This is a genomic window from Streptomyces sp. NPDC017991 (assembly GCF_044328075.1).
Classification (GTDB): Bacteria; Actinomycetota; Actinomycetes; order Streptomycetales; family Streptomycetaceae; genus Streptomyces.
In genome coordinates this window covers 474,990-499,819 of record NZ_JBIRGP010000001.1, presented here as the reverse complement: position 1 = coordinate 499,819, position 24,830 = coordinate 474,990, and the positions used below count along the sequence as shown (strand labels likewise).

The 24,830-nt window shown below is 70.7% G+C and carries 24 protein-coding genes; 18 read left to right on the top strand and 6 right to left on the bottom strand.

From position 1 onward, the window contains the following. The first annotated feature begins 6 nt into the window (after positions 1 to 6). From ACH4DZ_RS02110 to ACH4DZ_RS02095, 4 genes are all read left to right on the top strand, one after another. Positions 7 to 1,461 (top strand): sensor histidine kinase, encoded by a 1,455-nt coding sequence (locus tag ACH4DZ_RS02110; protein WP_398284961.1) that lies wholly within the window; start codon positions 7 to 9, stop codon positions 1,459 to 1,461. Then, complete coding sequence (locus ACH4DZ_RS02105; RefSeq protein WP_398284960.1) at positions 1,458 to 3,062, top strand: SpoIIE family protein phosphatase; 1,605 nt, start codon at positions 1,458 to 1,460, stop codon at positions 3,060 to 3,062. Before ACH4DZ_RS02110 ends, ACH4DZ_RS02105 begins: the two co-directional genes overlap by 4 nt. A gap of 74 nt (positions 3,063 to 3,136) precedes the next feature. After that, the gene (locus ACH4DZ_RS02100) at positions 3,137 to 4,402 is read left to right on the top strand and encodes a sensor histidine kinase (protein ID WP_398284959.1); all 1,266 of its coding nucleotides are present in this window, start codon (positions 3,137 to 3,139) and stop codon (positions 4,400 to 4,402) included. Further along, a complete protein-coding gene (locus tag ACH4DZ_RS02095) occupies positions 4,399 to 5,091 on the top strand; it encodes a response regulator (protein WP_398284958.1) in 693 nt (230 codons plus the stop codon). Before ACH4DZ_RS02100 ends, ACH4DZ_RS02095 begins: the two co-directional genes overlap by 4 nt. Before the next feature lie 29 nt (positions 5,092 to 5,120). On the opposite strand, the gene ACH4DZ_RS02090 is transcribed toward ACH4DZ_RS02095, so the two are convergent. Continuing rightward, positions 5,121 to 5,744, bottom strand: coding sequence for a flavodoxin family protein (locus tag ACH4DZ_RS02090; RefSeq protein ID WP_398284957.1), 624 nt, complete (start codon positions 5,742 to 5,744; stop codon positions 5,121 to 5,123). Between the two features lie 154 nt (positions 5,745 to 5,898). Here ACH4DZ_RS02090 and ACH4DZ_RS02085 point away from each other — a divergent pair, with 154 nt between their 5' ends. From ACH4DZ_RS02085 to ACH4DZ_RS02075, 3 genes are all read left to right on the top strand, one after another. Further along, positions 5,899 to 6,060 carry a hydrophobic protein gene (locus tag ACH4DZ_RS02085; protein ID WP_210885851.1) on the top strand — a complete coding sequence of 54 codons (162 nt, stop codon included), beginning with the start codon at positions 5,899 to 5,901 and terminating at the stop codon, positions 6,058 to 6,060. A gap of 243 nt (positions 6,061 to 6,303) precedes the next feature. Next, positions 6,304 to 6,660, top strand: coding sequence for a PRC-barrel domain containing protein (locus tag ACH4DZ_RS02080; RefSeq protein ID WP_398284956.1), 357 nt, complete (start codon positions 6,304 to 6,306; stop codon positions 6,658 to 6,660). 193 nt (positions 6,661 to 6,853) lie between these two features. After that, complete coding sequence (locus tag ACH4DZ_RS02075; RefSeq protein WP_398284955.1) at positions 6,854 to 7,930, top strand: enoyl-CoA hydratase/isomerase family protein; 1,077 nt, start codon at positions 6,854 to 6,856, stop codon at positions 7,928 to 7,930. Positions 7,931 to 7,939: 9 nt separating this feature from the next. Here the strand turns inward: ACH4DZ_RS02075 and ACH4DZ_RS02070 are convergent, their stop codons facing one another. Genes ACH4DZ_RS02070 through ACH4DZ_RS02055 form a run of 4 tightly spaced genes read right to left on the bottom strand, consistent with a single transcriptional unit; the run spans position 7,940 to position 11,355 of the window. After that, positions 7,940 to 8,569 (bottom strand): CoA transferase subunit B, encoded by a 630-nt coding sequence (locus tag ACH4DZ_RS02070; RefSeq protein ID WP_398284954.1) that lies wholly within the window; start codon positions 8,567 to 8,569, stop codon positions 7,940 to 7,942. Then, a complete protein-coding gene (locus ACH4DZ_RS02065) occupies positions 8,569 to 9,324 on the bottom strand; it encodes a CoA transferase subunit A (protein WP_398284953.1) in 756 nt (251 codons plus the stop codon). The genes ACH4DZ_RS02070 and ACH4DZ_RS02065 overlap by 1 nt, the downstream gene beginning before the upstream one ends. Positions 9,325 to 9,337: 13 nt before the next feature. Further along, positions 9,338 to 9,940: a carboxymuconolactone decarboxylase family protein gene (locus tag ACH4DZ_RS02060; protein WP_398284952.1), complete on the bottom strand. Its 603-nt coding sequence runs from the start codon at positions 9,938 to 9,940 to the stop codon at positions 9,338 to 9,340. Positions 9,941 to 9,942: 2 nt separating this feature from the next. Continuing rightward, positions 9,943 to 11,355, bottom strand: a complete 1,413-nt coding sequence (locus ACH4DZ_RS02055) for a hypothetical protein (protein WP_398284951.1) — start codon at positions 11,353 to 11,355, stop codon at positions 9,943 to 9,945. A 238-nt stretch (positions 11,356 to 11,593) separates the two neighbouring features. Here ACH4DZ_RS02055 and ACH4DZ_RS02050 point away from each other — a divergent pair, with 238 nt between their 5' ends. The 10 genes from ACH4DZ_RS02050 to ACH4DZ_RS02005 all read left to right on the top strand — a co-directional run bounded on the left by ACH4DZ_RS02050 (position 11,594) and on the right by ACH4DZ_RS02005 (position 21,869). Continuing rightward, complete coding sequence (locus tag ACH4DZ_RS02050; RefSeq protein WP_398284950.1) at positions 11,594 to 12,418, top strand: SDR family NAD(P)-dependent oxidoreductase; 825 nt, start codon at positions 11,594 to 11,596, stop codon at positions 12,416 to 12,418. Next, positions 12,411 to 13,376, top strand: a complete 966-nt coding sequence (locus ACH4DZ_RS02045; RefSeq protein ID WP_398284949.1) for an amidohydrolase family protein — start codon at positions 12,411 to 12,413, stop codon at positions 13,374 to 13,376. Before ACH4DZ_RS02050 ends, ACH4DZ_RS02045 begins: the two co-directional genes overlap by 8 nt. Further along, complete coding sequence (locus ACH4DZ_RS02040) at positions 13,373 to 14,758, top strand: FAD-binding oxidoreductase (RefSeq protein WP_398284948.1); 1,386 nt, start codon at positions 13,373 to 13,375, stop codon at positions 14,756 to 14,758. The genes ACH4DZ_RS02045 and ACH4DZ_RS02040 overlap by 4 nt, the downstream gene beginning before the upstream one ends. Before the next feature lie 99 nt (positions 14,759 to 14,857). Then, positions 14,858 to 16,270 (top strand): FAD-binding oxidoreductase, encoded by a 1,413-nt coding sequence (locus tag ACH4DZ_RS02035; protein WP_398284947.1) that lies wholly within the window; start codon positions 14,858 to 14,860, stop codon positions 16,268 to 16,270. A 190-nt stretch (positions 16,271 to 16,460) separates the two neighbouring features. Further along, the gene (locus ACH4DZ_RS02030) at positions 16,461 to 17,477 is read left to right on the top strand and encodes an ABC transporter substrate-binding protein (protein WP_398284946.1); all 1,017 of its coding nucleotides are present in this window, start codon (positions 16,461 to 16,463) and stop codon (positions 17,475 to 17,477) included. 18 nt (positions 17,478 to 17,495) lie between these two features. Beyond that, on the top strand, positions 17,496 to 18,350 hold the full coding sequence (locus ACH4DZ_RS02025; RefSeq protein WP_398284945.1) for an ABC transporter permease: 855 nt from the start codon (positions 17,496 to 17,498) through the stop codon (positions 18,348 to 18,350). Between the two features lie 14 nt (positions 18,351 to 18,364). Then, the gene (locus tag ACH4DZ_RS02020; protein WP_398284944.1) at positions 18,365 to 19,180 is read left to right on the top strand and encodes an ABC transporter permease; all 816 of its coding nucleotides are present in this window, start codon (positions 18,365 to 18,367) and stop codon (positions 19,178 to 19,180) included. After that, positions 19,177 to 20,244, top strand: coding sequence for an ABC transporter ATP-binding protein (locus tag ACH4DZ_RS02015; protein WP_398284943.1), 1,068 nt, complete (start codon positions 19,177 to 19,179; stop codon positions 20,242 to 20,244). Before ACH4DZ_RS02020 ends, ACH4DZ_RS02015 begins: the two co-directional genes overlap by 4 nt. 3 nt (positions 20,245 to 20,247) lie before the next feature. Further along, on the top strand, positions 20,248 to 20,652 hold the full coding sequence (locus ACH4DZ_RS02010) for a VOC family protein (protein ID WP_398284942.1): 405 nt from the start codon (positions 20,248 to 20,250) through the stop codon (positions 20,650 to 20,652). 131 nt (positions 20,653 to 20,783) lie between these two features. After that, positions 20,784 to 21,869 (top strand): LacI family DNA-binding transcriptional regulator, encoded by a 1,086-nt coding sequence (locus ACH4DZ_RS02005; protein ID WP_398284941.1) that lies wholly within the window; start codon positions 20,784 to 20,786, stop codon positions 21,867 to 21,869. A 158-nt stretch (positions 21,870 to 22,027) separates the two neighbouring features. Here the strand turns inward: ACH4DZ_RS02005 and ACH4DZ_RS02000 are convergent, their stop codons facing one another. Continuing rightward, entirely contained in the window at positions 22,028 to 23,008 is a 981-nt protein-coding gene (locus ACH4DZ_RS02000; RefSeq protein WP_398284940.1) for an acetylxylan esterase, read from the bottom strand. 544 nt (positions 23,009 to 23,552) lie between these two features. Between ACH4DZ_RS02000 and ACH4DZ_RS01995 the strand changes: the two genes are divergently transcribed. After that, positions 23,553 to 24,797, top strand: a complete 1,245-nt coding sequence (locus ACH4DZ_RS01995) for a sugar ABC transporter substrate-binding protein (RefSeq protein ID WP_398284939.1) — start codon at positions 23,553 to 23,555, stop codon at positions 24,795 to 24,797. Positions 24,798 to 24,830 lie beyond the last annotated feature (33 nt).

The window sequence follows — 24,830 nt, the reverse complement described above, 5'->3', positions numbered from 1 at the left end:
GGCGGGATGAGCGTGGTGTCTGACTCGGGCCCTCGCGGCGACGGGCCCCGGCACGAGCGCTCGTCCGCCGTCGGTCCTGCCCCGACGGCGGCGCCCTTCGCCCTGTCCTCGTCCCAGGACGTGTTCGGCCTGCGGAGAACCGCCCAGCAGGCGGCGGCGGCCATGTCGCTGGAGCGACAGGACCAGGTACGGCTGGCGACCGCGCTGAGCGAACTCGGACGGGACCGGCTCGGCTGCCGCGGCCTGGAGGTCTCCTTCGGCCTGGTCCCACCGGGCCGGCCGACGGCCCTGGTCGTCACGTTCGTGTGGACCGGCGGACCGCCCCCGGCGCAGGAGACGCTCGACCTGGCCGCGAAGCTCGTAGGGATCGAGTACGAGGCCGCCCCGGCAGGCGGCCGGATCGTCGTCAGCCAGCCGCTCGCCCCGGAGGCCGGCGGCGCGGCCGAGCAGCAGGCCCGGCTGACGGACGTCCTCAAGGCCGCTTCCCGGTCGACCGAGGCGGACGATCTGCGCGCCCGGACCCGCGACCTGATCGCCGCCCTGGAGGAGACCCGTGCCCAGCGGGAGGAACTGCGCCATCTCAACGAGGAGCTGGAGGAGACCAACCGCGGTGTCCTCGCGCTGTACACCGAGCTGACGCAGGAACTGGAGACCACCAACAGCGGTGTTCTCGCGCTGCACACCGAACTGGAGGACAAGCGCCACCAGCTGCAGGAGGCGAGCGAGGCCAAGACCCGCTTCTGGACGAACATCAGCCACGAACTGCGCACCCCGGTCAACTCCGTGGTGGCCCTCTCCACCCTGCTGCTGGCCCCCAGTTCCCCCGCCCTCACCGTCGAGCAGCGGGAGCAGGTCGAACTCATAGGGTCGGCCGGCCACACGCTTCTTTCGCTCGTGAGCGATCTGCTGGACGTCGCCAAGGCCGAGGCCGGTCACCTGGAGATCCATCCGGAACCGGTGGATCTGCGTCTGCTGGTCGCCCACCTCAGAGGCCTCATCCTGAGCAGCCACGGACACGAGCGGGTGACCCTCGTCACACCTCGTCCCGAACAGCAGCCGCCCCTGGTGACCGACGAGACGCTGCTGGTCCGCATTCTGCGCAACCTCCTCTCCAACGCCCTCAAGTTCACCGAGCGCGGCGAGGTACGCCTGGAGATCGACCTCGACCCCGAACCCTCGGCCCCCGCCGTGCTGTTCACCGTCACGGACACGGGGATCGGCATCCCGCCCGAAGAACTCGGCCGGGTCTTCGAGGTCTTCTACCAGGTCCGCGGCCCCCACCAGAGCGGCCGGCCCGGCACCGGCCTCGGCCTGCCCTACGCCCGTACGCTCGCCGAACTGCTCGGCGGCACCCTGACCCTCACCAGTACCGTGGGCGTCGGCACCAAGGTGGAAGTTCGCCTGCCGGATCTCGGCCACGAGTACACGCAGCGATCGCAGAACCGAAAGGGCGGGCCGTGACCGACAGTGCCCAGGAGCGTCTGCCCGCGACCGTCCTGGTCGTCGACGACAACGAGACGAACCTCTACGTCCTCACCAGCTGGCTGCAGCGCGCCGGACACTCCGTCATCAGCGCCAGCACGGGAGAGCAGGGCCTCGAACGGCTGCACGGCGTGCCGGGCGTGCTTCCGGACATCGCGATCATCGACGTCCGGCTGCCCGACATGAGCGGCTTCGAGGTCAGCGAACGGGTCAAGAACAGCCCGCGGACCGCCCATCTGCCGATCATCCAGATCTCCGCCGCCGCCATCACCCCCGACGATCACGCGGAAGGGCTGAGACGGGGCGCGGACGCCTATCTCGACCAGCCCATCGATCCCGGCGAACTCCTCGCCACCGTCTCCGCCACCCTGCGCTACGCCAGGGCCCGGCAGCGCGCCGAGAAGCTCGCGCACCGCCTCATAGCGCTGAACCAGGCGACGCTGGACGTCTACAGCGCCGTCGGCTTCCACTCCTTCGCGTCGGCGGCCACCGGAGGCGCGGCGGCCGTCCTGGACAGTCCCGCCAGCGCGGTGTTCCTCTCGCCCCAGACACAGGCCGTCCACAGCATGACCGACGACGCGCAGGCCACCGTACGGATCCGTCCCGCGCACCCGGGCCTCCTGAAGCAGCTCGCGGGCCACAGCCTGAGCCAGGACACCGGCGTCGCTATCGTCCGTGTCCCGCACGGTCAATGGCAGGCCATGCTGCCCGGCGACCACCTCTCCGGGGATGTCGCGCTCGCGGTGGCCCGCACCAAACGCGGCCGTCCACCCGTCTGCCTGGCCGTCCCCGTGACCGCCCTGCGCAGCGCCGACGACGAGCAGCTCCTGCAGCAACTGGCCAACGCCAGCGCCCTCGCCCTCGAAGCGCTGCGGACCTACAACGAGGAACACGCCCTGGGCCTGGCCCTGCAGCGCTCCTTCCTCCCCAAGGAGCTGCCGACCGTCCCGGGCGTCCAGCTGGCCTTCCGCTACCTCCCCGCCTCCGAACACGCGGAGATCGGGGGAGACTTCTACGAAGCGGTGCGGACGGTCAACGGCCTGCTGCTCGCCATCGGAGACGTCGTCGGGCACTCGGTGACGGCCGCGACCGTCATGGGCGAGGTACGCCACGCCCTGCGGGCCTACGCCATCGAAGGGCACGCTCCGCACCACATACTGGACCGGCTGGAAACGCTGCTGGGCCAGTCCCAGCCCGGTATCACCGTCACCCTGTGCCTCGTCCTGGTCGAACCGGACGAACGCCGCCTGCACATAGCCAACGCGGGCCACATCCCCCCGCTGGTGATCGACCCGGAGAAGGGGCCGCGGTTCCACGAACCCCACGGTCCGCTGATCGGTCTCGGCCTCCCGCATCCGCCGCCCACCGTGGTGGACGCCCCGCCCGGCACCCGGCTGCTCCTGGTGACGGACGGCCTCGTCGAGGTGCGGGCCACCCATCTGGACTCCACCCTCGCCGAGCTGTGCGAGGCCGTGGCAGAGGGGCCGGCCGACCTGGAGGAGATGTGCGACCTGCTCCTCGCGCGCTTCGGGCAGAACAAGGACGACGACATCGCCCTGATCACCGCACTGTTCACATAAGGCTCCGCGGCCGGATCATCCGGGGTCCGGCAGGCGGCTAGGCTCTGCCTGTGCTCGGATCAGCGGGGTCGGACTTGAGGAAGAACACACCTGTTTTCGCGTCCCGTTGGGGCGCGCTGGGTGTGGTGAGCCGGGACGCGGTGTTCACCGTGCTGCTCGCCCCGCTGGTGTTCGCGCCGGTGACGGCCCCGATCGGCGCACAGTTCGGCGACCTGCCGGAACGCCCGCCAGGACTGCCGGGGGTGCTGGTGACGGCCGCTCTCTGGCTCCCGCTGGTGCTGCGGCGCAGGTGGCCCGTCGGGTGTCTCGCGCTGATCGCCGGCGCGTTCGCGGTCCATGAACTCGTCGGCTATCCGCAGACCTGCGCGAGCCTGGGCCTGTACATCGCGCTGTACAGCCTGGGAGCCCACGGAAACCGCGCCGGCGGTGTGCGCCGCGCTCTGTCGGTCGCCGTCGCGATCACGGCGTTCACGCTGTTCGCGCTCGGGCTGCACCACAGGGGCTCGCCCCAGCAGGTGCCCGACTTCGTCCTCATGTTCCTGATCCTGGTGGTGTGCTGGGCCGTGGGCACGGCGGTACGGGCCCGGCAGGACGGGGAGGCGGAACGTCGCCGGCTCAGTGTGGAGGCGGCGACGGCACGCGAACGCGCCCGTATCGCACGGGAGTTGCACGACGTGGTGACCCACCATGTCACCGCGATGGTGGTCCAGGCGGACGCCGCCCAGTTCCTGCTCGCCGACGCGCCCGAGCGGGTGGAGACCGGACTCGGAGCGATCAGCGACTCCGGACGGCGTGCCCTGAGAGACCTCCAGCATCTGCTGGGCGTACTGAACGCGTCCGGCGACCCGTCCGACGGCACGGCCGACGACGACCCCGCCGGCGCACCGCCCGCGCCGGACCGTACCCCGGAGCCGGGCAGACTGAGCGATCTGGTCGAGCAGACCCGGACCGCCGGACAGCCCGTGGAACTGGCGGAGCGCGGCGAACGGCAGGACCTGGCCACCGCCGTGGAACTGGCCGCGTACCGCGTGGTGCAGGAAGCGCTGACCAACGCGCTCAAACACGCCCCGGGCCACCGGACGCTCGTCCAGGTCCACTACGGCCGCAAGGATGTCGAGGTCGAGGTGACCACCGAGGGAGCGCCCGCCACAGCGACCGCCCAACGGCGCAGGCCGCTGGGCCGGGGCGGCGGGCACGGTCTGATCGGGCTGCGCGAACGGGTGAGTGTGTTCGGGGGCGAACTGTCGGCCGGCAACCGGCCGGACGGCGGCTTCAGCGTTCACGCGCGCATACCGTCCGCGGGACACGGCGAAGCCGCGGCGCACAAGGGAGAGGTATGACCGGGCCAGGTGCCGCGGCGCCGATCAGGGTCCTGGTCTGCGACGACCAGGAACTCGTACGGACCGGCTACGTCACCATCTTCACCGCGCAGCCGGACATCGAGGTCGTGGGAGAGGCCGGGGACGGCCGCACGGCGGTGGAGACCGCGCGACGGCTGCGCCCGGACGTGGTGGTGATGGACATCCGCATGCCCGTACTCGACGGCATCGAGGCGACCCGGCTGCTCGCGGGCCCCGGCGTCGTCGATCCGATGCGGGTCCTGGTCGTCACCACCTTCAACCTCGACGAGTACGTGTACGAGGCGCTGCGGGCCGGGGCGAGCGGCTTCCTGCTCAAGGACTCACCCCCGCGCGACCTGGTGAACGGCATCCGGACGGTCGACGCGGGCGAGTCACTGCTGGCACCCGCCGTCACCCGGCAACTCGTCGGCAGGTTCGCCGACCGGCTCCGCCGACCGCAACGGCATCCCGCGGCGACGGCGTTGGCCGCCCTGGCGCCGCGCGAGACGGAAGTGCTGAAGCTGATCGCCGAGGGCCTGTCCAACACCGAGATCGCCGACCGGATGGTCATCAGCCGCGAGACCGTCAAGACGTATGTGTCCCGCATCCTGACCAAGCTCGATCTGCGGGACCGGGTCCAGGCCGTCGTACTGGCCCACCGGGTGGGCCTGGTCGGCGCCCACGACTGAGCGCGGGCTCCGGTCGACTCGGACTCCGGTCAACTCGGGAGGTACGGGGACGCCTTGAGCTGCCGGGCCAGATGGGCCGTGTTGGCCGCGAGGGTCGCCGTCGTGGCGGAGGTGGCCTCGGGGGTCTTGTCGAGGTCCTGGTAGTCGGTGCCCTGCATGGCCTCACCGACCCAGTAGGTGACCGCGTTCGGAGCGAGCGAGAAACCCACGTCGTTGAGCCCCTGGAAGAGGTCGGCGCTCACCTTGTGGGCCCCGTCCTCGTTGCCGACGACACACACCGCGGCGACCTTCCCGTAAGTGAGCAGCCGTCCCTCGTCGTCCGTCTCGGAGATCTCCGCGTCCAGCCGCTCCATGACCCGCTGGGCGATGCTCGACGGGTGGCCCAGCCAGATCGGCGTGGCCAGGACCAGGATGTCGGCGCCCAGGACCGTGTCCCGGATCGCCGGCCATCCGTCGCCGTCCCCCATGTCGGTCTCCACTCCGGGGCGGACGTCGTGGTCGGCGATCCGGATCACCTTGCCGGTGACACCGTGCTCGCCCAGCGCCGCCATGGTCTGCTCGGCCAGCAGCTGCGAACTGGAGGCGGCGGGCGACGGCGACAGGGTGCAGACGAGGGCGACAGCCCGCAAAGGGGTCGTTTCTGTGATGGTCATGGCGCAGGAGTACCCCTCGTTCCGGCCGCATACCCAAGTTCACCGGAGAGGCGGAGGCCCGGCGGTGTGTCGGCGGTGGAATGTGCGCGACGCGTGAATTCGTGTGCGTGGATGGAGATCAACTGGGCACACGGTGCTTCGGAGGTTGACAAACATGATTCCCCTGCTTCTTGTTCTCTTGCTGGCCCTGATCCTCTTCGGTGCGGGTTTCGCGCTGAAAATTCTGTGGTGGGTCGCGATCGTCGTACTGGTCCTGTGGCTGATCGGTTTCGTCGCTCGCCCGAAGGGTGGCAGCGGTCGCTGGTACCGCTGGTAGCCGACCGCATCGGTGCAGGTCGGGCAGTATGTGGTGGCGCCTGGTCCGCGATGTTGGGGCAGTGCGCGCCCCCTCCGGGAAGTCGGAGAGAATCCCGGCCTGAATTGGGTGCGTGAAGCCCCGGACGAGGGGCACCCGCCGCAAAGACGGCGGTTACGGAAATCGCCGTGCACGACGTACGGAAAAAGAGAGGGCCGGTGGGGAACCCCGCTGCCCTCTGTTTACCGGAGGAGTTGTTTTCGCGTGACTGAAAATGTATGGGGTTACAAGTCGACCGCGGGTCGTCCGGCGGGTGTCGACCTTACGGGTTACAAGGTCGAGGCCACGGACGGCAGTATCGGCAAGGTCGACAAGCACTCCGACGAGGTCGGTGACGCTTACCTGGTGGTGGACACCGGTGTGTGGATCTTCGGCAAGGAGGTCCTGCTCCCCGCCAGCACGGTCGTCAGCATCGACCAGGGCGAGCAGAGGATCGTCGTCGACCGCACCAAGCAGCAGATCAAGGACGCTCCGGAGTTCGACCGCGACAAGCACCTGGGCGACCAGGGCTACCGCGACGACCTGGGCACGTACTACGGCACCGGCGGCCCGCACATCTGAGCCGGACCTGTTCCGCATCACGCCGCGGCCCCGGGACTCCTCCAGGAGTTCCGGGGCCGTCGCGCTGCCCCGGTCCGCCCGGCCCGCACACGGCATTGAGAAGATCGCTCGTAGTGTGCATCCATCGGATCCCGGAAGGAACCAACCAGCTCATGCACGTCATCGTGGCCCGCGGCCTGTCGGAGGTATGCGGATGACCGGCAGCGAAGACTCCGTCCTGCTGCACAGGGCCGGCCGGGCCGCCCATCTCACCCTCAACCGCCCGAGGGCCATCAACGCCCTCGACCACGCCATGGTGCGGCGCGTGGACGAGGCACTGACCGCGTGGGAGCACGACTCCGCAGTCGAGACGGTCGTCGTCACCGGAGCGGGGGAGCGCGGCCTGTGCGCGGGCGGCGACATCCGTGCCATCCACGACGACGCCCGGGACGGGGACGGCACCCCCTCGGCCGCGTTCTGGCGCGACGAGTACCGCCTCAACGCCCGTATCGCCCGCTGGTCCAAGCCGTACGTCGCCCTCATGGACGGCATCGTCATGGGCGGGGGTGTCGGCATCTCCGCGCACGGCAGCGTCCGGGTCGTCACCGAACGGTCGAAGATCGCCATGCCCGAGACCGGCATCGGCTTCGTGCCCGACGTCGGCGGCACCTACCTGCTGTCTCGCGCTCCGGGTGAACTGGGCACCCGACTCGCGCTGACGGGCGCGGCGATCGGCGCCGGGGACGCCGTGCTGTGCGGGCTCGCCGACCACTACGTACCGTCGGCGTCGCTTCCGCGCTTCGTCGACGACCTCGCCGAGCTGCCCGTACGGGAAGCGCTGGACCGGCATGCGCGGTCCGCGCCGGAGGGGGAACTGGCCGGGCAGCGGGAGTGGACCGACACCTGCTTCGCCGCCGACACCGTCGAGGAGATCGTCCGGCGGTTGTTCGACCACGGCGATCCGGCGGCGAAGGAGACGGCACAGACCCTGCTCGCCAAGTCGCCCACCGCGCTGAAGGTCACCCTGGCAGCTCTGCGCCGCGCCCGGCGGCTCGGCTCGCTGGAACGGGTGCTGGAGCAGGAGTACCGCGTCTCCTGCGCGGCCCTGACCACGCCCGACCTGATCGAGGGCATCCGCGCCCAGGTCATCGACAAGGACCGCACCCCACGCTGGTCGCCGCCCGCCCTCGCCGAGGTCACCGACACCGACGTGGAACGCTTCTTCGAGCCGCTCGACGAGGACGGGAACGGGAACGGGAACCGGGACGAACTCGGGTTTGCAGGACTCTGAGCCGAGTGGTCAGCCCCGTACCGGCGCCCCCGTACGCGCCGCGACCTCCCCGGCCGTCACGCCGGGCGCCCTTTCCACGACGTTCAGCCCGTCCGCCGTGATGTCGAAGACACCCAGATCGGTGATGACGCGGTGGACGCAGGCGCGGCCGGTGAGCGGCAGCGTGCACGTGCCGACGAGCTTCGGCGTCCCGTCCTTGGCGGTGTGCTCCATCAGCACGATCACCCGGCGGGCACCGTGGACCAGGTCCATGGCACCCCCCATCCCCTTGATCATCTTCCCCGGGACGCTCCAGTTGGCCAGGTCGCCCCCGGCGGAGACCTGCAGGGCGCCCAGGACGGCGGTGTCGATGTGGCCACCCCTGATCATGCCGAAGGACAGTGCGGAGTCGAAGAAGGAGGCCCCGGGCAGGACGGTCACCGTCTCCTTGCCCGCATTGATCAGGTCCGGGTCCACCTCCCCCTCGGAGGGGTACGGGCCGGTGCCGAGGATGCCGTTCTCCGAGTGCAGGGTCACCTGTACGTCCGGGGACAGATGGTCCGGGATCGTCGTGGGCAGCCCTATGCCCAGATTGACGTACGAGCCGTCGGTCAGCTCCCTGGCGGCACGGGCCGCCATCTGCTCACGGGTCCAGGCCATCAGCCGCGCACCGTCCTCTTCTCGATCCTTTTGGCGGTGGCCTGTTCGAGGGTCAGGGGTACGACCCGTTGGACGAACACGCCGGGCAGGTGCACCTCGTCGGGAGCGATGTCCCCCGGCTCGACGAGTTCCTCCACCTCCGCGATCGTGACGCGGCCGGCCATGGCGGCCAGCGGGTTGAAGTTGGCGGCGGCCCTGCGGAAGACCAGGTTGCCGTGGGCGTCCCCGCGCCAGGCGCGTACGAGGGCGAAGTCGGTGGTGATGCCGTGTTCGAGGACGTGCGACCGGCCGGCGAACGTCCGGGTCTCCTTCACCGGCGAGGCGACGGCCACCGAACCGTCGGTCGCGTACCGCCACGGCAGTCCGCCGTCGGCGACCTGGGTGCCCACGCCGGCCGGGGTGTAGAACGCCGGGACACCGGCGCCCCCGGCGCGCAGCCGTTCCGCGAGCGTGCCCTGGGGCACCAGCTCGACCTCCAGCTCACCGGAGAGGTACTGCCGGGCGAACTCCTTGTTCTCGCCCACGTACGAGCCGGTCACCCGGCTGATCCGGCCGGAGGCGAGCAGGACGCCGAGGCGCGCGCCGTCCACCCCGCAGTTGTTGGACACGACGGACAGCCCGGTGCTGCCGCGGGCGTGCAGCGCGTCGATCACGACGTTCGGCACGCCGCTCAGTCCGAACCCGCCGACGGCCAGCGACGATCCGTCGGCGATGTCATGGACCGCCTCGGCGGCGGTCAGGTGCACCTTGTTCACGGACGGGACTCCTTCACGGACGGGACTCCTTCACGGGTACGCGGAACAGGCGCAGTTGGAGGGCGAGCGTGGCGTAGTAGCCGACCAGCGTGGAGAGTTCGAAGAGAGTGGCCTCGCCCAGGGCGGTGCGGGCAGCCGCGTACCAGTCGTCGTCGAGCGGCTCCGAGGGGTTGGCGAGGGCACGGGTGGCCGACCACGCGGCGCGCTCGTACGGGTCGGTGAAGCCCGGATCGGATCCTTCGCGCAGGGCGCGCACATCCGCCTCGGTGAGCCCGGCGCCCCTGGCCAGCGGTTCGTGGGCGTACCGCTCGAAGTCGCTGTCCCAGAGGGCGGCCACGACGAGGACGGCAGTCTCGCGCACCCGGGGTGACAGGTCCGTCCGGTAGCGGATCGCCGCGCCCAGCGCCTGAAGGTCGCGGCCCAGCCTTGGGCTGAACAGCATCGCGTTGAAGGGGCCGTTGAGGCGTCCCTCGGTGTCGGTGAGAGCGAACAGCTGAGGACCGTCGGAGCGGGGGCCGCCGGTGATCTCCTCGTACAGGAGCCGTTGGGCGGGGGAGAGGCTGTCGGGGTGCAGGAGGGGCAGACGGCTGCCGGGGGCGGGTGGGTTCGAGGGCATCGTCATCGCTCCGTACGAGCCGGAGGCTCTGCAGCCTCTGTCACCTCTGTCACCTCTGTCACCTCGGCCGACTCGGCCACCTCAGTCGTCTCGGTCACCTCGTGCGCGAGGGCTGCCAGGTCCGTGTCGGTGAGCAGCCGGGCTTCCCGCGTCATGAGGACACGGGCCCTGCGCAGGATCTCGTCGACCTGGGCGACGGTGGTGTCGACACCCAGCGCGGTCAGCTTGTCGGCGAGTGTGTACGGGCCGCTGTCGGGGGTGAAGGGGACTGTGCGCGCGTTGCCGACGAGAGCCGGCTCCAGGCAGTTGTGCAGCAGGGGATCGACCGCGGTCTCCTGGGTGATGAGGTCCATGCCGCCCCAGGAGAAGGCGCTGGTGCCGGTCACCGGGTGGTTCCAGGCCAGGTGGTACCCGGTCAACTCCTCACCCGCGCGCGCCAGTTCGGTCAGACGCTCGGTTCTGATCCCGGTGCGCACCCCGTACAGCGCCTCGAAGGCCAGCGCGGTGGCGGCCAGGTCGGCGTTGCCGGGGCCGCCGCAGTAGCCGTTGACCGACAGTTCGACGACATCGGCGCCGGCCCGGACGGCGGCGACGGCGCAGGCGACCGCCAGTCCGAACGTGTTGTGCGGATGCAGACCGACCTCGACCCCGGGTGCGAGTTCCTTGGCGCGGGTGACCAGATGGGCGTACGCCTCGGGGCTCATGGCGCCGGGACCGTCGAAGAGCGTGAGCTCGGTGGCGCCCGCGCCCGTCAGCGCGGCGACCGACTCGTCGAGGATCTCGTCGGTGAGGTAGGAGACCATCAGCATCGGGACGACGGCGTCGAGTCCGCGCGAGCGGGCGTGCCGGATCAGGGGCAACGCGCGGGCGAGAACGTCGGCACGCCCACGGGGCGTCGCGGGATCGCGCCAGTCCTCGCCCCGCCAGGCCCGCTGGTAGACGGCCGGGTTGTAGATGAGTGACGCCTCGCCGAGGCCCTGGACCCAGATCTGGACGGCGTCGTAGCCCGCGTGGGCGGCGCGGTCGATGTCCGCGGTGGTGCGCAGCAGGGGCAGCACCGCCCGGCAGTCGGGGTCCTCGCCTTTGATGACCTCGACCTCCGCGCGCAACGCCTTGTCGTCGCGCCCGGCAAGCCCGGCCGTGACCACCTCGCGGACCCCGGCACCGGTGAGGCGGCGCATATACGCCTCCTTCGCCTCGGTGGAGGCGACGACACCGGGCAGGGTCTCCACCGATCGCAGGGTGGCGTCGCGCAGCCGCACCGACCCGGGCATCGGCCCGCGTACGTCGGGGCGGCGGGTGAGCGGGCTCACCGACCAGCGGCCCGGTTCGTACGCGCCCGGCGAGCGTTTGTCGGCCAGCTCCGCGCGGAAGCGGGTGATCTCCTCGTCGGTGAAGACGGCCGGCTTGTCCATGGATCCCTCCGGAAACGGAAACGTACGCCAACGGGCTGAGCGCCATTCAAGCATTACTCACGATCACCTGTCGACACTAGGCGTCGATCATAGGCGGTGCACTGCGTGTTTCCCCGCCCCTGTTTACTTTCTGTCGACACTAGGTGAAACTGCCGACAGTCGGCCGCTCCGGCGGCGTCACGCTCGGGCCGACGTTCCACCCCATGCCCGGACCGGGCTCGAACCAAGGGAGACCTCCGTGACCCAGGACGTGCCCTCCGCACGGCCCGGCCGCCTGGCCGGGCGGGTTGCCGTCATCAGCGGCGCCGGCAGCGTCGGCCCCGGCTGGGGCAACGGCCGTGCCACCGCCGTGATCTTCGCCCGCGAGGGCGCCACCGTGTACCTCACCGACCGCGACAAGGAAGCCCTCGACATCACCGCGGACCGCGTGCGCGCGGAGGGCGGCACCGCGTACACCCACCTGCTCGACGTGACCGAACCGGACGCCGTCGAGGACTACTTCCGGGAGGCCGAAGGGCAGGCGGGACGCATCGACATCCTGGTCAACAACGTCGGGGGCTCCCGCGCGGGAGGAGCGGCCGAACTGTCCCTGGAGGACTGGGACAGCCAACTGCGCACCAACCTCACCAGCGCCTTCCTGGCCTGCAGACACGCCGTCCCGATCATGCGGCGCGGGGGCGGTGGCTCGATCGTCAACACCGCCTCGGCGTCCGGTCTGCGCTGGACCGGCGCGGCACAGGTGGGCTACGCGGCGGCCAAGGCCGCCGTCATCCAGCTCTCCCGCGTGACGGCCGTCCAGTACGCGCCCGACCACATCCGTGTGAACACCGTCGTCCCCGGACAGCTGCACACCCCGATGGTCGAGGCGCGCCTGGCCCATCAGCGTGCCGACGGCGACGTGGACAAACTGCTCGCCCAGCGGCAGGCGCGTATCCCGCTGGGATTCATGGGCGACGGCCGGGACACGGCGTACGCGGCGCTCTTCCTGGCGTCCGACGAGGCCCGGTTCGTCACCGGCACCGAGATCGTCGTCGACGGCGGAATGACGGCGCGCTGTGACTGAGCCCGCCCTCCACGCGACGCACCCGGCCCCCTCGCCGGGCTGCCCGCCCCCGCACCCGGCCCCCCGCAGACCCATCCTGGTCCTGCCGCCGGGCAGTTGTGACGCGCACTGCCACATCCTCGGCCCCGCCACGGTCTTCCCCTACGCCCCCGAGCGCACCTTCACCCCCGTCGACGCCCCCAAGGAACAGGTCGCTGCCCTCCACGCCCACCTTGGCCTGTCCCGGGCGGTCGTCGTCCAGTCGTCCTGCAACGGCCATGACCACCGCACGCTCCTGGACGCCCTCACAGCAGGGCGTGGCACGCTGCGCGGAGTCGCCCTCGTCGGCGAACGGACCACTCGGGTGGAGATCGAGGAACTCCACCGTGCCGGAGTCCGCGCGTTCCGGCTCAACTTCCTGCCGCACCTGCGCATCGCGCCCACCCGCGAGGAGATCGACTCCGTGCTGGAACGCGTCGACGGACTCGGCTGGGCCTGCGAACTCCACCTGACCGGGGCCGAGGTCGCCGACCACGAAGCGCTCATCCGTTCCCTGCCCGGCCGGGTGGTGATCGACCACCTCGCGCGGGTCGACCTCGGCGAGGGACCGCACAGTCCCGCCCTGCGCAGCCTGCGCCGCCTCCTGGACTCCGGTGACGTCTGGCTGAAGGCGAGCGGGGTGGACCGGGTCTCCCGCCAGGGGCCGCCCTACGCGGACGCCGTGGCCCTGGCCGCGTCCTTCGTGCGGCAGGCACCCGACCGGGTCGTGTGGGGCACCGACTACCCCCACGTCAACATCCGGGCCGCCGCGCCGGACGACGGGCTGCTCGTGGACCTGCTCGCCGACATCGCGCCCGACCCCGTCCTCCTGCGCCGGGTCATGGTCGACAACGCGGCCGAACTCTTCGACTTCCCGACCGACCCCGGCGACCCGCCCGACCTGCCCGATCCGCCCGACCCGCACGTGGAGCAGACATGAGCGACTTCGACGGCACCTTTCTCACCCGGGACGCCCCCGGTTACGAGGAAGCGCGGCTCGCCGCCGTCTGGAACCTGCGCAAGCCGGACCGCCGCCCCGACGCCATTCTCGTGGCCGCCGGGGACCGCGACGTCCAGGAAGGGGTGCGCTGGGCCGCGGCCCGCGGACTGCGCGTCTCCGTCCGCTCCGGCGGTCACAGCTGGATCGGCAACGGGGTACGGGACGGCGGCCTGCTGATCGACCTCTCCGCGCTGGACGAGGTGACCATCGACGCCCCCGGGTGCCGGGCCACCGTGCGCCCCGCCGTCCAGGGCAGCCGCTTCAACGCGCTGCTCGCCGCCGAGGGGCTGGTCTTCCCCAGCGGCCACTGCCCCTCCGTGGGCGTGGGCGGCTTCCTGATAGGCGGCGGCTACGGCTGGAACTCCCGGGCGCTGGGACCGGCCTGCTTCAGCGTGGAGGCGGTCGACGCCGTCCTCGCCGACGGCAGCCAGGTCCACGCCACCGATGAGACCCACCCGGACCTCATGTGGGCCGTACGCGGCTCGGGACCGGGCTTCTTCGCGGTGGTCACGCGCTTCCATCTGAGGGTGTATCCGGCCTACGACCAGATCCTGCGCAGCGCGTACGTCTTCCCGCACGAACTGCGCGACGAGGTGCTCGCCTGGACCTACGAGGCCGTGCCGGGGATCTCCGACTCCCTGGAGATGTCGGCCAAGGTCGCCCGCACGCCGGGGGTACCGCGGCCCACCACGATGATCACGGCGGCCGCCTTCTGCACCCCGGGTCAGGGCCCGGAGATGCTGGCACCCCTGGAGAAGGCCCCCTTCCTGCGCCATGCGCTGCGCAGGGTGGAGCGGGTGCCGTCGAGTCTGGACGACCTGTACGCCCTCTCCGACGGTCTGACTCCCCGGGGCAGGCGCTATGCGGTCGACGGAGTGTGGACGGACGCCCCGGTCCATGACGTGCTCGACGCCGGCCGCGAGGTGCTGGACGGACTGCCCGGCCCGGACAGCTTCCTGCTCTGGATGCTCTGGGGCGGCCAGGCGACCCGGGAGAACGCCTGCTGGTCCACCCAGGCCCGGCTGTACTTCTCGCCGAACGCCGTCTGGCGCGACCCCGACGACGACCTGCGCCACGAGAGCTGGGCGCACGACGCGCTGCGGGCCATGGCCCCGGTCGCGCACGGCACCCAGTTCGCCGACGCCAATCCGGCCGACCGTCCCGACCACGGGCTGGAACCGCGGCAGACCGTGCGACTGGAGGAACTGCGGCGCCGGTACGACCCCGAGGGGCTGTTCCGCTCGTACCTGTCGCCCGAGGAGTCGACCACAGCGCTGGCCGCGCACCGGGGCCAGGACAGGCAGCCAACCAAACGCCGTTAGTGTCGACAGAAAGCCGAAATTATCGGCGTACAGCCTCTTGACCTCCGTTTTGTGTCGACAGTACCGTTCGGAATGTCTGCACCACCCAAGGAGCCACACTTGCCCAGGACGCCCGATCCCCATCCTGCCCCGTCCCCGCGTGGAGCTGTCGGCGGAGATTTCACCGGAGCTCTCCTCCGCCGTGGCGACGCGAGCTACGAGAAGACCCGTCTCGACGCCGTGTGGAACGCGCGCAAGCCGGACCGGTTCCCCGAAGTCGTCGTGGTCGCCGAGGACGAGCGGGACGTCGTCCTGGCCGTACGGCTGGCCCGGGCCGAAGGGCTGCGTGTCTCCGTCCGCTCGGGCGGGCACAGCTGGGTCGGCAACGGCGTACGGGAGGGCGGCCTGCTGATCGACCTGTCCCGTCTCCAGGGGATCAGCGTCGACCCGCACGGTCGCACCGCCGCCGTCCAGCCCTCCGCCAAAGGGCCGGCGATCCAGCGGGCCCTCGCCCCGCACGGGCTGTTCTTCCCCACCGGTCACGCACCCACCGTCGGCATCGGAGGCTTCATCCTCGGCGGTGGCTACGGCTGGAACTCCCGCCACCTGGGACCGGCCTGTCTGAGCATCCGAGCGATCGACGTGGTCCTCGCCGACGGCACGCTGGTGCACGCCACCGACGAGACCCACCCCGACCTGCTGTGGGCGGCACGGGGCAGCGGCCCCGGCTTCTTCGGTGTCGTCACCCGCTTCCACCTGGACGTCCACGAACGGCCCACCGAGATCCGGCGGACGGTGCACAGCTATCCCCTGGCCCTGCGCGACGAAGTGCTCGCCTGGTCCTACGACCTCCTGGAACGACTGCCCAGCACCGTGGAGTTCTCCGCCAAGGTCGGCTTCACCCCCGGCCTCGGCACCCCGGCGATCTCCCTGACCGCCACCGCCTTCTGCACCCCGGCCCACGGACCCGAGGCCCTGGCCCCCCTGGAGGAAGCACCCTTCCGGGACCGGGCCCTGCGTGCCGTGGCCGGCGAACCGACCACCATCGACGAGCTGTACGACATCGCCGACCGCCTCAACCCCGAGGGCCTGCGCTGGGCCGTGGACGGTGTCTGGGTGGAGGGCACGGCCGAGGAGATCGTCGGCGCGGCCCGGCCGGTGCTGGACACCATCCCCGACGGCACCAGCTTCGTACTGTGGATGCTGTGGGGCCACCACCCGCCGCGCCCCGAAGCCTGCTGGTCGGCCCAGGCCAAGGCCTACCTCTCGCCCAACGCCGGGTGGTACGACCCGGCCGAGGACCTCGCGCACGAGAACTGGGTGCACGGGTCACTGTCCGCCGTACAACACCTGTCCCGGGGCCTGCAGTTCTCCGACAACAACCTCGCCGACCGCTTCGACCTCGGGCTCAGTGCCGAGAACGCCGCACGGCTGGAGAGGATCCGTGCCGTCCACGACCCCGACGGACTCTTCCGCACCTATATGACCCCGGCCGAGTCGACCACCGCCTACGCGGTCGCCGGCCGCGCGTGACGCCGTACGCGTTGTGCGTCGCCCCTCGCCCCTCGCCCCTCGTCCCTCGCGCCTGACGAACGCCGCGCCTGAGGCCTTACGGCCTGTGCGGCCCGCCACCTGTACGGGCGACCGCGTCGCCCGGAGAGCCGCATTCACCCGCGGGGCCGCGTCCACAGGCCGCCGCAACTGTGCAAAGGAGCACACCCTCATGCCGAAGAGCAGCAGAAGTACGAGAAGCCCGTTCGGTCGCCTCGCCACCGCTCTGGTGGTGCTCGCGGTCGCCGCCCCGCTCGCCGCCTGCGGGTCGGGCGACGCCACGTCGGCAGGCAGCGACGGGTCGGCGAAGATCACCGTGCTGCGCTCCAACGGCGCGCTGTTCGAGCCGCTGTACATCGCCGAGCAGGAGGGCTACTTCGAGGACGCGGGCCTCGACGTCACCATCAAGGCGGGCGCCCAGGACACCTCGCAGAACGCCCCGTCCGTCCTCAACGGCGAGGCCCAGTTCGCGATGACCGACAGCTCCGGCTTCCTCAAGGGCGCCGCGAAGAACATGCCCATCCGCATCGCCACCGGGCTGGTGTCCGCCACCACGAAGACCGACCCCACCGACGGCCTGCTCGTCAAGAAGGACAGTTCCATCAAGGGGTTCGCCGACCTGGAGGGCAGGACCGTGGGGCTGTCCGCCCTCGGCGGCACGATCCAGTTCATCGTCGAGTACCTGGTCGAGAAGGACGGCGGCGACCCCACCAAGGTCAAGTTCGTCTCCCTGCCGACCACCTCGCTCACCGACGCGGCCACCACCGGCAAGACGGACGCCGTCTACTCCTTCGGCGCCTTCTTCGCGGCCGGCGAGCAGGCAGGTCTGCGCTCGATCGGCCACGGGATGAACGACCTGCCCGGCATCACCCAGGGCGTACTCTTCGCCACCCAGAAGTACCTGTCCTCGAACTCCGCCACGGCGAAGAAGTTCACCGACGCCGTCGCCAAGGCGATCACCTACGCCAACGCGCACCCCGACGCCGTCAAGGCGATCGACAAGAAGTACACCCAGCTGCCCGCGGACTACATCGAGAAATCGCAGATCGCGTACTACGACAAGAACATCAACACCACCGTGATGCGTACCGTCATCACGAAGATGCACGGCTACGACCTGCTCAGCAGCGCCCCGAAGGACGACGCCATCTACTGGGACAAGGCTCCGACGGTCACCGCCGGCAGCTGAGAGCGGCAGAGGTACACCATGGCCATCTCCACGACGGACCGGCGCCCGGCGGCCCCGGACCGCAAGCGCCCCGCCCGGCACACGCGGCGCACCCGGGCAGGGAACCCGGGGCGCCGCGTGCTCCTGATGCTCCAACTCTCCGCCGTCCTCGCCGTCCTGCTGATCTGGGCGGCGCTCGCGGCGGCCCGACTGGCGAGCGCGACCGCGCTGCCCGGACCGACGGAGGTGTTCGGGCAGTTCCCGGAGCTGTTCGGCGACCCCGTCTACTGGCAGGCGGTGGGGGACACCCTGAACGGAGCCGTGACCGGCTTCGTCGCCGCCGCCGTGATCGGCGTTCCGCTCGGCCTGGTCACCGGCACCTACGCGGCGGCCGAGGAGTCGTCCCGGCTGCTCGTAGACGTCCTGCGGTCCTTCCCGGTCATCGCCCTGCTGCCGGTGTTCCTGCTGGTGCTGGGGTCCACGCCGACGACGAAGACCACCGTCGTCCTCCTCGCCTGCGTCTTCCCCGTCTTCCTCCAGGCCCAGTACGGCGCCCGGTCCGTGACCCCGATGATCGCGGAGACCATGGACAGCTACCGCGTCCCCCGGCAGCTGCGCTTCCGCAAGGTGATCCTGCCCAGTGCCACGCCCTCGGTCATGACCGGGCTGCGGCTGGCGGCGACGACCTCCGTACTGGTGGCCATCGGCGTCGAGGTGCTCACCACACTGCCGGGAATCGGCCACGAGGTCGTGCAGGCACAGCAGGGCGGGGCCGCGGCTCGGGCGTACGCCTACATCATCACCGCGGGCACGATCGGCTACTCGATCAACCTGCTGTCCCAGTTCGCCGAACGACGCCTGCTGCGCTGGCGTCCGCCGGCCCACACCGACTGACGAGGGGAGACACCATGTCCACACGTTCCCCGGGCGCCCTCTGGCAGTCCCTGCTCAAGCAGCTGTGGCTGCCGGTCCTGTGCGTCGCCGTCCTCCTGCTCGCCACCGCGGGCAGCACCAGCTTCTACTTCCCGCCGGCCACCGATGTGCTCGGCACCCTGTGGCGGGAACTCCTGCACGGCGGACTCGTCGGCGACCTGCTGTTCTCCCTGCGCAACATCGCACTCGGTCTTGCCCTCGCCACGGTCGTCGGAGTCGGCGCGGGCCTAGTCATCGGCGAGATCGACCTGCTGCGGCAGGCGACCGGCCCGCTCCTGGACTTCGCCCGGGCCACCCCGACGGTGGCCTTCGTGCCGGTCATCATCCTGACCCTGGGCATCGGCTCGGGACCGAAGATCTTCCTCATCGCCCTCGGTTCGCTCTGGCCGATTCTGCTCAACACCGTCAGCGGCGTGCACGGCATCAACCCGGCCGTGCACGAGACCGCCCGCGGCTACCGCATCCCCTGGAGACTGAGGTTGCTGAAAGTGGTGCTCCCCGGAGCCCTGCCGCAGATCTTCGCCGGTATCCGCGTGGCCCTCTCGATCGCGGTCGTCCTCATGGTCGTCAGCGAGATCTACGGATCGCCCGTGGGCCTGGGCAACTTCATCCTGCAGAGCGGCTCCAGCTTCGCCGTCCCGGAGACCTGGGCCGGCACCGTGCTGATCGGCATCCTCGGCTACGGCCTGAGCGTGCTCCTCCTGGCGGCCGAGTACACCCTGCTCGGCTGGTACCACCAGCGTCCGCCGCGCGCCCGGCGGGCCATGTCCCGAAGCGAGGCCAAGACATGACGCAGCGACACGTGAAGTCGGGCGGGGGCGGATCCAGCCTGGTCGTGGAGGACGTCGGCAAGACGTTCGGCCACGGCGCGGACGAGCACCGGGTGATCGAGGGACTGTCGCTGCGGGTCGACCCCGGCGAGTTCGTCTGCGTCGTCGGCCCGTCCGGCGCGGGCAAGACCACCCTGCTGCGCTGTCTGTCCGGTCTGATCCGCCCCACCACGGGCACGATCCGCTACGGCGACGAACTCCTCACCCGCCCGCACGCCGACATCGCGGTCGTCTTCCAGGACTACCGCGGTTCCCTGCTGCCCTGGATGCGGGTACGGGACAACGTGGCCTTCCCCCTGGAGGGGATGGGAGTCAGGCGCGCCGAACGCAACCGGCGGGCCGAGGAATGCCTGGACGCCGTCGGCCTGGCGGACGTCGGCGACAAGTACCCCTGGCAGCTCTCGGGCGGTATGCAGCAGCGGGTGGCCATCGCCCGCGGACTCGCCTACGAGGCGCCCGTACTGCTGATGGACGAGCCCTTCGGGTCGGTCGACGCCCAGTCCCGCTTCGACCTGGAGGACCTGACACTCTCGCTCCGCGCCGACCTCGGCATCACCGTCGTCCTCGTCACCCATGACATCGACGAGGCCGTCTACCTCGGCGACCGCGTGGTCGTCATCGGCGGCCGTCCGACCACGGTCGTCGACAACCTCCGGGTCGACCTGGGCGCCGACCGCGACCAGATCACCACCCGCGCCGACCACCGCTTCACCGACCTGCGGACCAGGGTCCTGACCATGATCCGCGAGGCACAGGGCCAGGCACAGGGCCAGGCACACGGCCAGGGCCAGGGCCAGGGGCGGGGGCGTTCTTCGGCCGCGGGGACCGCGGCGCGGAGCGATCCGACGCCCGGGAAGCAGACGCCCGGGGAGCCGGTGCCCGATGGGCCGGCGTCTCATGGGCTGGCGCCCGATGAGCCGGTGTCCGATGAGCCCGCGCACGACCGGTCGTCCGGCGACACCACGGGCGGCGACCGGCGGGGCGACGGCCCGGCCCGGGAGAAGACCGGACGGGCGGTGCGCTGAGCGATGACCCGCTTCGACCACGTGGGCATCTCCGTGCCCGACCTGGAGGCCGCCACCGCCTGGTACTGCGATGCCCTGGACCTCACCGCGGCCCCGGTGTTCGCGATCCCGGGCACCGACCTGCGGGGGGTCATGCTCCTGCACGACAGCGGCTACCGCATCGAACTGCTGCACCGCCCCTCGGCCCGCCCGGGCCCGACACCGGGCAGCGCCCTCGACGCGGCGGGCACACACGGCTTCGGCCATATGTGCTTGTGCGTCGAGGACGTCGCGGCGGAGTTCGCACGGCTCGTCGAGGCCGGCGCGGGGGTGAGCATGTCTCCGCGACCGGCCCCACGCCCCGGGGCCGTGATGGCCTTCGTCACCGACCCCTACGGCAACCTCATCGAACTGCTCGACCGCGACTGACGATCCAGGGGCGTGGTCGGCCGCGCCCTCCGGTTGCCTCACAGACGTGCACGCCCCTAGAGTGAATGCGCTTTCATCGACATGCATGCATCACAACAGACGGGGGCCTGACCCATGAACGGCGCCGCATCGTGAACGCGATCCCCACGGTGTACGACGTGGCCGAACGTTCCGGAGTGTCCATCGCCACGGTGTCCAGGGTGTACCGCAGCCCCGACTCGGTACGCGCCGCCACCCGCGAACGCGTGCTGGCGGCGGCGGGCGAACTGGGATACGTGCCGAGCGGCAACGCCCGTGGTCTCGCCAGCCGTTCCACCGGTGTCCTCGGCCTGTGCTTCCCGGACTACTCCGACCCCGACACGGTCGGCGCCGAGGACGACGACGCCGCGATGCTCTACTCGGACCAGATCATCCGGGGCATGGAACGCGCGGCCCGCCGGCACGGGTACGCGCTGCTGATCGCGGCCTCCCTCGCCGGAGGTCCGGAGAGTCTGGTGGCCCAGGTAGCCGGCCGGGTGGACGGCTTCGCCGTGATGGCTCGCACGGTGCCGACGGAGGAACTCGAAGCGATCTCCCGGCGCCGGCCGGTGGTGATGCTGGCCGGCCCCCGTGCGCAGGACCCCTCCCTGGACCATCTCGACCACGTCGAGGTCGCCAACGAGGACGGCCAGTACGAGCTGACCCGGCACCTGCTCCACGACCACGGGCTGCGCCGCCTCGCCTACGTGGGACTCGTCGACGACTCACCGGATGTCGAGGCGCGGTTCCGAGGCTTCCGCCGGGCCTGCGTCGAGGCGGGTGTCGAGGCCGACGTCGCACCGGCCCTGCGCATGCCGATGATGACCCAGGCCGAGGGCGCCCGCGCCGCTCGCCTGCTGTGCGAGGGAAACGGCGACCGGCCCGAGGCGTTCGTGTTCGCCAACGACCAGATGGCGGTGGGCGCCCTCCAGGCGCTCGAACGCCAAGGTCTGCGCGTACCCGACGACATCGTCGTGACCGGCTTCGACGGCATCCCGCTGAGCCGCATGGTGCGCCCCGCGCTGACCACCGTGCGTCAGCCGATGGTGCGCATGGGGGAGGAGGCCGTCGACCTGCTCGTACGACGGCTGAGCGGACAGCCTCCGCGGGAGCCCGTGTCCCTGATGCTGCCGGTCAGTGTGGCCCGCCGGGCGAGCTGCGGCTGTGAGGAGACGACGGTCCTGCCGACGGTCGGTTGACGTTTGTCCGGCCGCCCACGGCCCGGTGCCGGGTGCCCGGTCACGGCCATGTCGAGTTGTCGACCGTCGAGCGTCGGGTTCGTCGTCACGGGAGGAAGTGTGCACGAGCCGTCGTGGCATCAGCCGTTTCCGGATGACCGGTCACCTGATACCCGTCCTCACCTCATCCATGATCCGAAGAACTCGGACGTGACCTGTCCCAGATGTCGTCGCTGCTCCGGCTCGCCAGGGTAGGGAACGTGTCCGGCGTCCAGAACCTCCAGTCGGCGTGGACCGGCGAGCGCGTTGTGCACGGCGAACTGGCCCGGCGGCGGCACCACGGGGTCGAGCAGGGCGCAGGCGGACAGCACCGGGATGCGCAGGTGCGCCGCCGCGGTCGCCGCGTCGAAGTAGGCGAGGACATCGAGGGCCTCCGGATGCCGGCGCACGTGCGTACGCACGGACTCGCCGCTGCCGGTGCAGGGCAGGGTGCACCGCAGTGGATGGTTCCCGAAGGTCGGCACGGTCAGCCCGGCCGCGGCGAACCGGTCGTCCCAGGGCAGCGCCAGCGCGCCGATCCCGCCGCCGAAGCTCTCGCCGAGGTATCCCAGACGCCTGCCGTCCAGCGTCGGCGAGGGAACCAGTTCCAGCAGGGCCGAGGCGGCGCCCCACACGGCCGCGACGCAGTCGCCGATGAGGTAGGTGTCCCGCGAACCGATGCCGTGCAGCACGTGCCCGTCCGGGTTCGAGGGCACCCCCGGCCGCAGACCGAGAGCGGGAAGGCCGGGCGCGATCGGCAGGATCGCAGCGGACTGAGGCAGCGGAAGCGGGATGTCCGGGCCGACTTCTTGGCGTCCGCCGTAGCCGTGCCCGATGACGAAACCATGGCGTACGGGCCCGTCGCACGGTAGCGCCAGCAAAGCGTTACACCTGCCGCCGAGCGCGTCGTAGGCGACCTCGTGCACGCGGAAGCCGTCGCGCTCCTCCGCGACATCGCCGAGCAGTGGACGCGGATCCACCCGCGCCGCCGCGTCCCGGCGCCCCCGCCAGAAAGCACCGAAGTCCACCGGCCCACCCGGCGCCCCCACAGCCAACAGATCCTCAAGCCCGTACCCATAGCCCGGATCGAACCCAAAGGATGAATGGAGAAAAGAAGTCACACGGCGACTGTAACCACCCCTGACACCCCGCCCCCGAGGATCGGCGGAAGGACGCGCTCAGCCCTCCACTACCGTCACCCGGCAACGATCCGGTCCCCCCGGGGGCGCGGGGAACGGCGCGCCCAGCCCACCACTACCGGCACCCGGCAACGGTCCGTCCCCCCCTGCAAAGGGGGCGCGGGGAACGGCGCAACTACCCCCCCACAACCCCCACCCCCATCCCCACCCCAAGCGGAGCGCCCACCCATGCAATGATCCGTTGCGCGTTGCTCCCGCACAGACGTTGCTCCCGCACAGACTCCCCCGTATCCGGGGCGGCGGAGCACCGCGAACCGCCCACCGGATGTCCCGCCCGTTACGGGAGTGTGACCAAGCCCCCTCTTGCCAGGTCAGGAATTGCTGCCACAGAGTGATGTATGCGCTTACAGGCAGCGCATACATCACGAAATCCACTCGTGAAGTCCAGTCGTGAAACCGAGTCACGAGGCTCAGTCGTGAACCAGAGCCGTCAAGCTCGACCGTAAAGCTCAAGGAGGAGCCGTTCATGAACCGCGCCGTCGGAACCGGGTCGATCGCACTCACCCTGGCGTCTGCGCTCACCCTCACCGCCTGTGGCGGCTCGGGTGGCGCGGGCGTGGCAGCAGACGCCAAGCAGACCCTGACCGTATGGGCGATGGGCACGGAGGGGGAGAAGCTCGGCGACGTGGCCAAGGAGTACGAGAAGTCCCACTCCAACCTGACGGTCAAGGTCACCCCGATCGGCTGGGACGTGGCCCACCAGAAGCTGGTCGCCGCCGCTGCCGCCGGAAAGCTGCCTGACGTGGTGCAGATGGGCGGAAGCTACCTGGGCGAGTTCGCCGACATGGGCGTCCTGGAGCCGGTCGACAGCAAGACCATCCACGAGACCGACTACTTCCCGGCCGCCTGGCAGCAGGGCTCCTACGACGGCAAGACCTACGGCGCCCCGTGGTATGTCGACACGCGCGTCCTCTTCTACCGCACCGACCTCGCCAAGAAGGCAGGCATCGAGAAGGCCCCGGCCACCATGGCCGAACTGCAGAGTGCCGCCGAGGCGTACCAGAAGAAGGCCGGCACCAAGTGGGGCCTGTCCATCCAGCCGGGCGGCCTCGACACCGTGCAGAGCTTCTACCAGTTCCTGTACTCCGCCGGCGGCGCCATCATCGACGACGACGGCAAGGCCGCCGTGAACTCCGCCGCGGCCGTCAAGGCGCTGGAGAACTACGGCAGCTACTTCGACAAGGGCCTGAGCGAGAAGTCCGTACGCCCCGGCTACGACGTCACCAAGGACTTCAACACCGGCGCCGTGCCCATGTTCTTCGGTGGCCCCTGGCTCACGAACCTCATCGACGAGAACTACCCCGACCTCAAGGACAAGTGGGCCGTCGCCCCCGTACCCGCCGACGCGGCGTCCGTGTCCATGGCCGGCGGTTCCAGCCTGGCCATCTCCGCGGACAGCGACCACAAGGCCGCCGCCAAGGAACTGGTCGCCTACCTCACCGGCGCAAAGGGGCAGACCGACTGGTTCGAGCGGACCAACGACCTGCCCGCCAACACCGAGGCCTGGACGACCGGTGACCTCGCCGACGACCCGACCATGCAGGTGTGGCGGCAGCAGATGGACACCGCCCGCGCCACCCCCTCCCAGCCCAAGCTGACCGAGATCACCTCCAAGGTGGACACCGCCATTGAGTCGGTCACCCAGGGCAAGTCCTCCGCGAAGGAAGCGCTGGACAAGGCCCAGTCCGAGATCGAAGGCCTCGTGCAGTAGCAGGCAGCAGGAGGCCGTAGGAGAAAGTCCCCC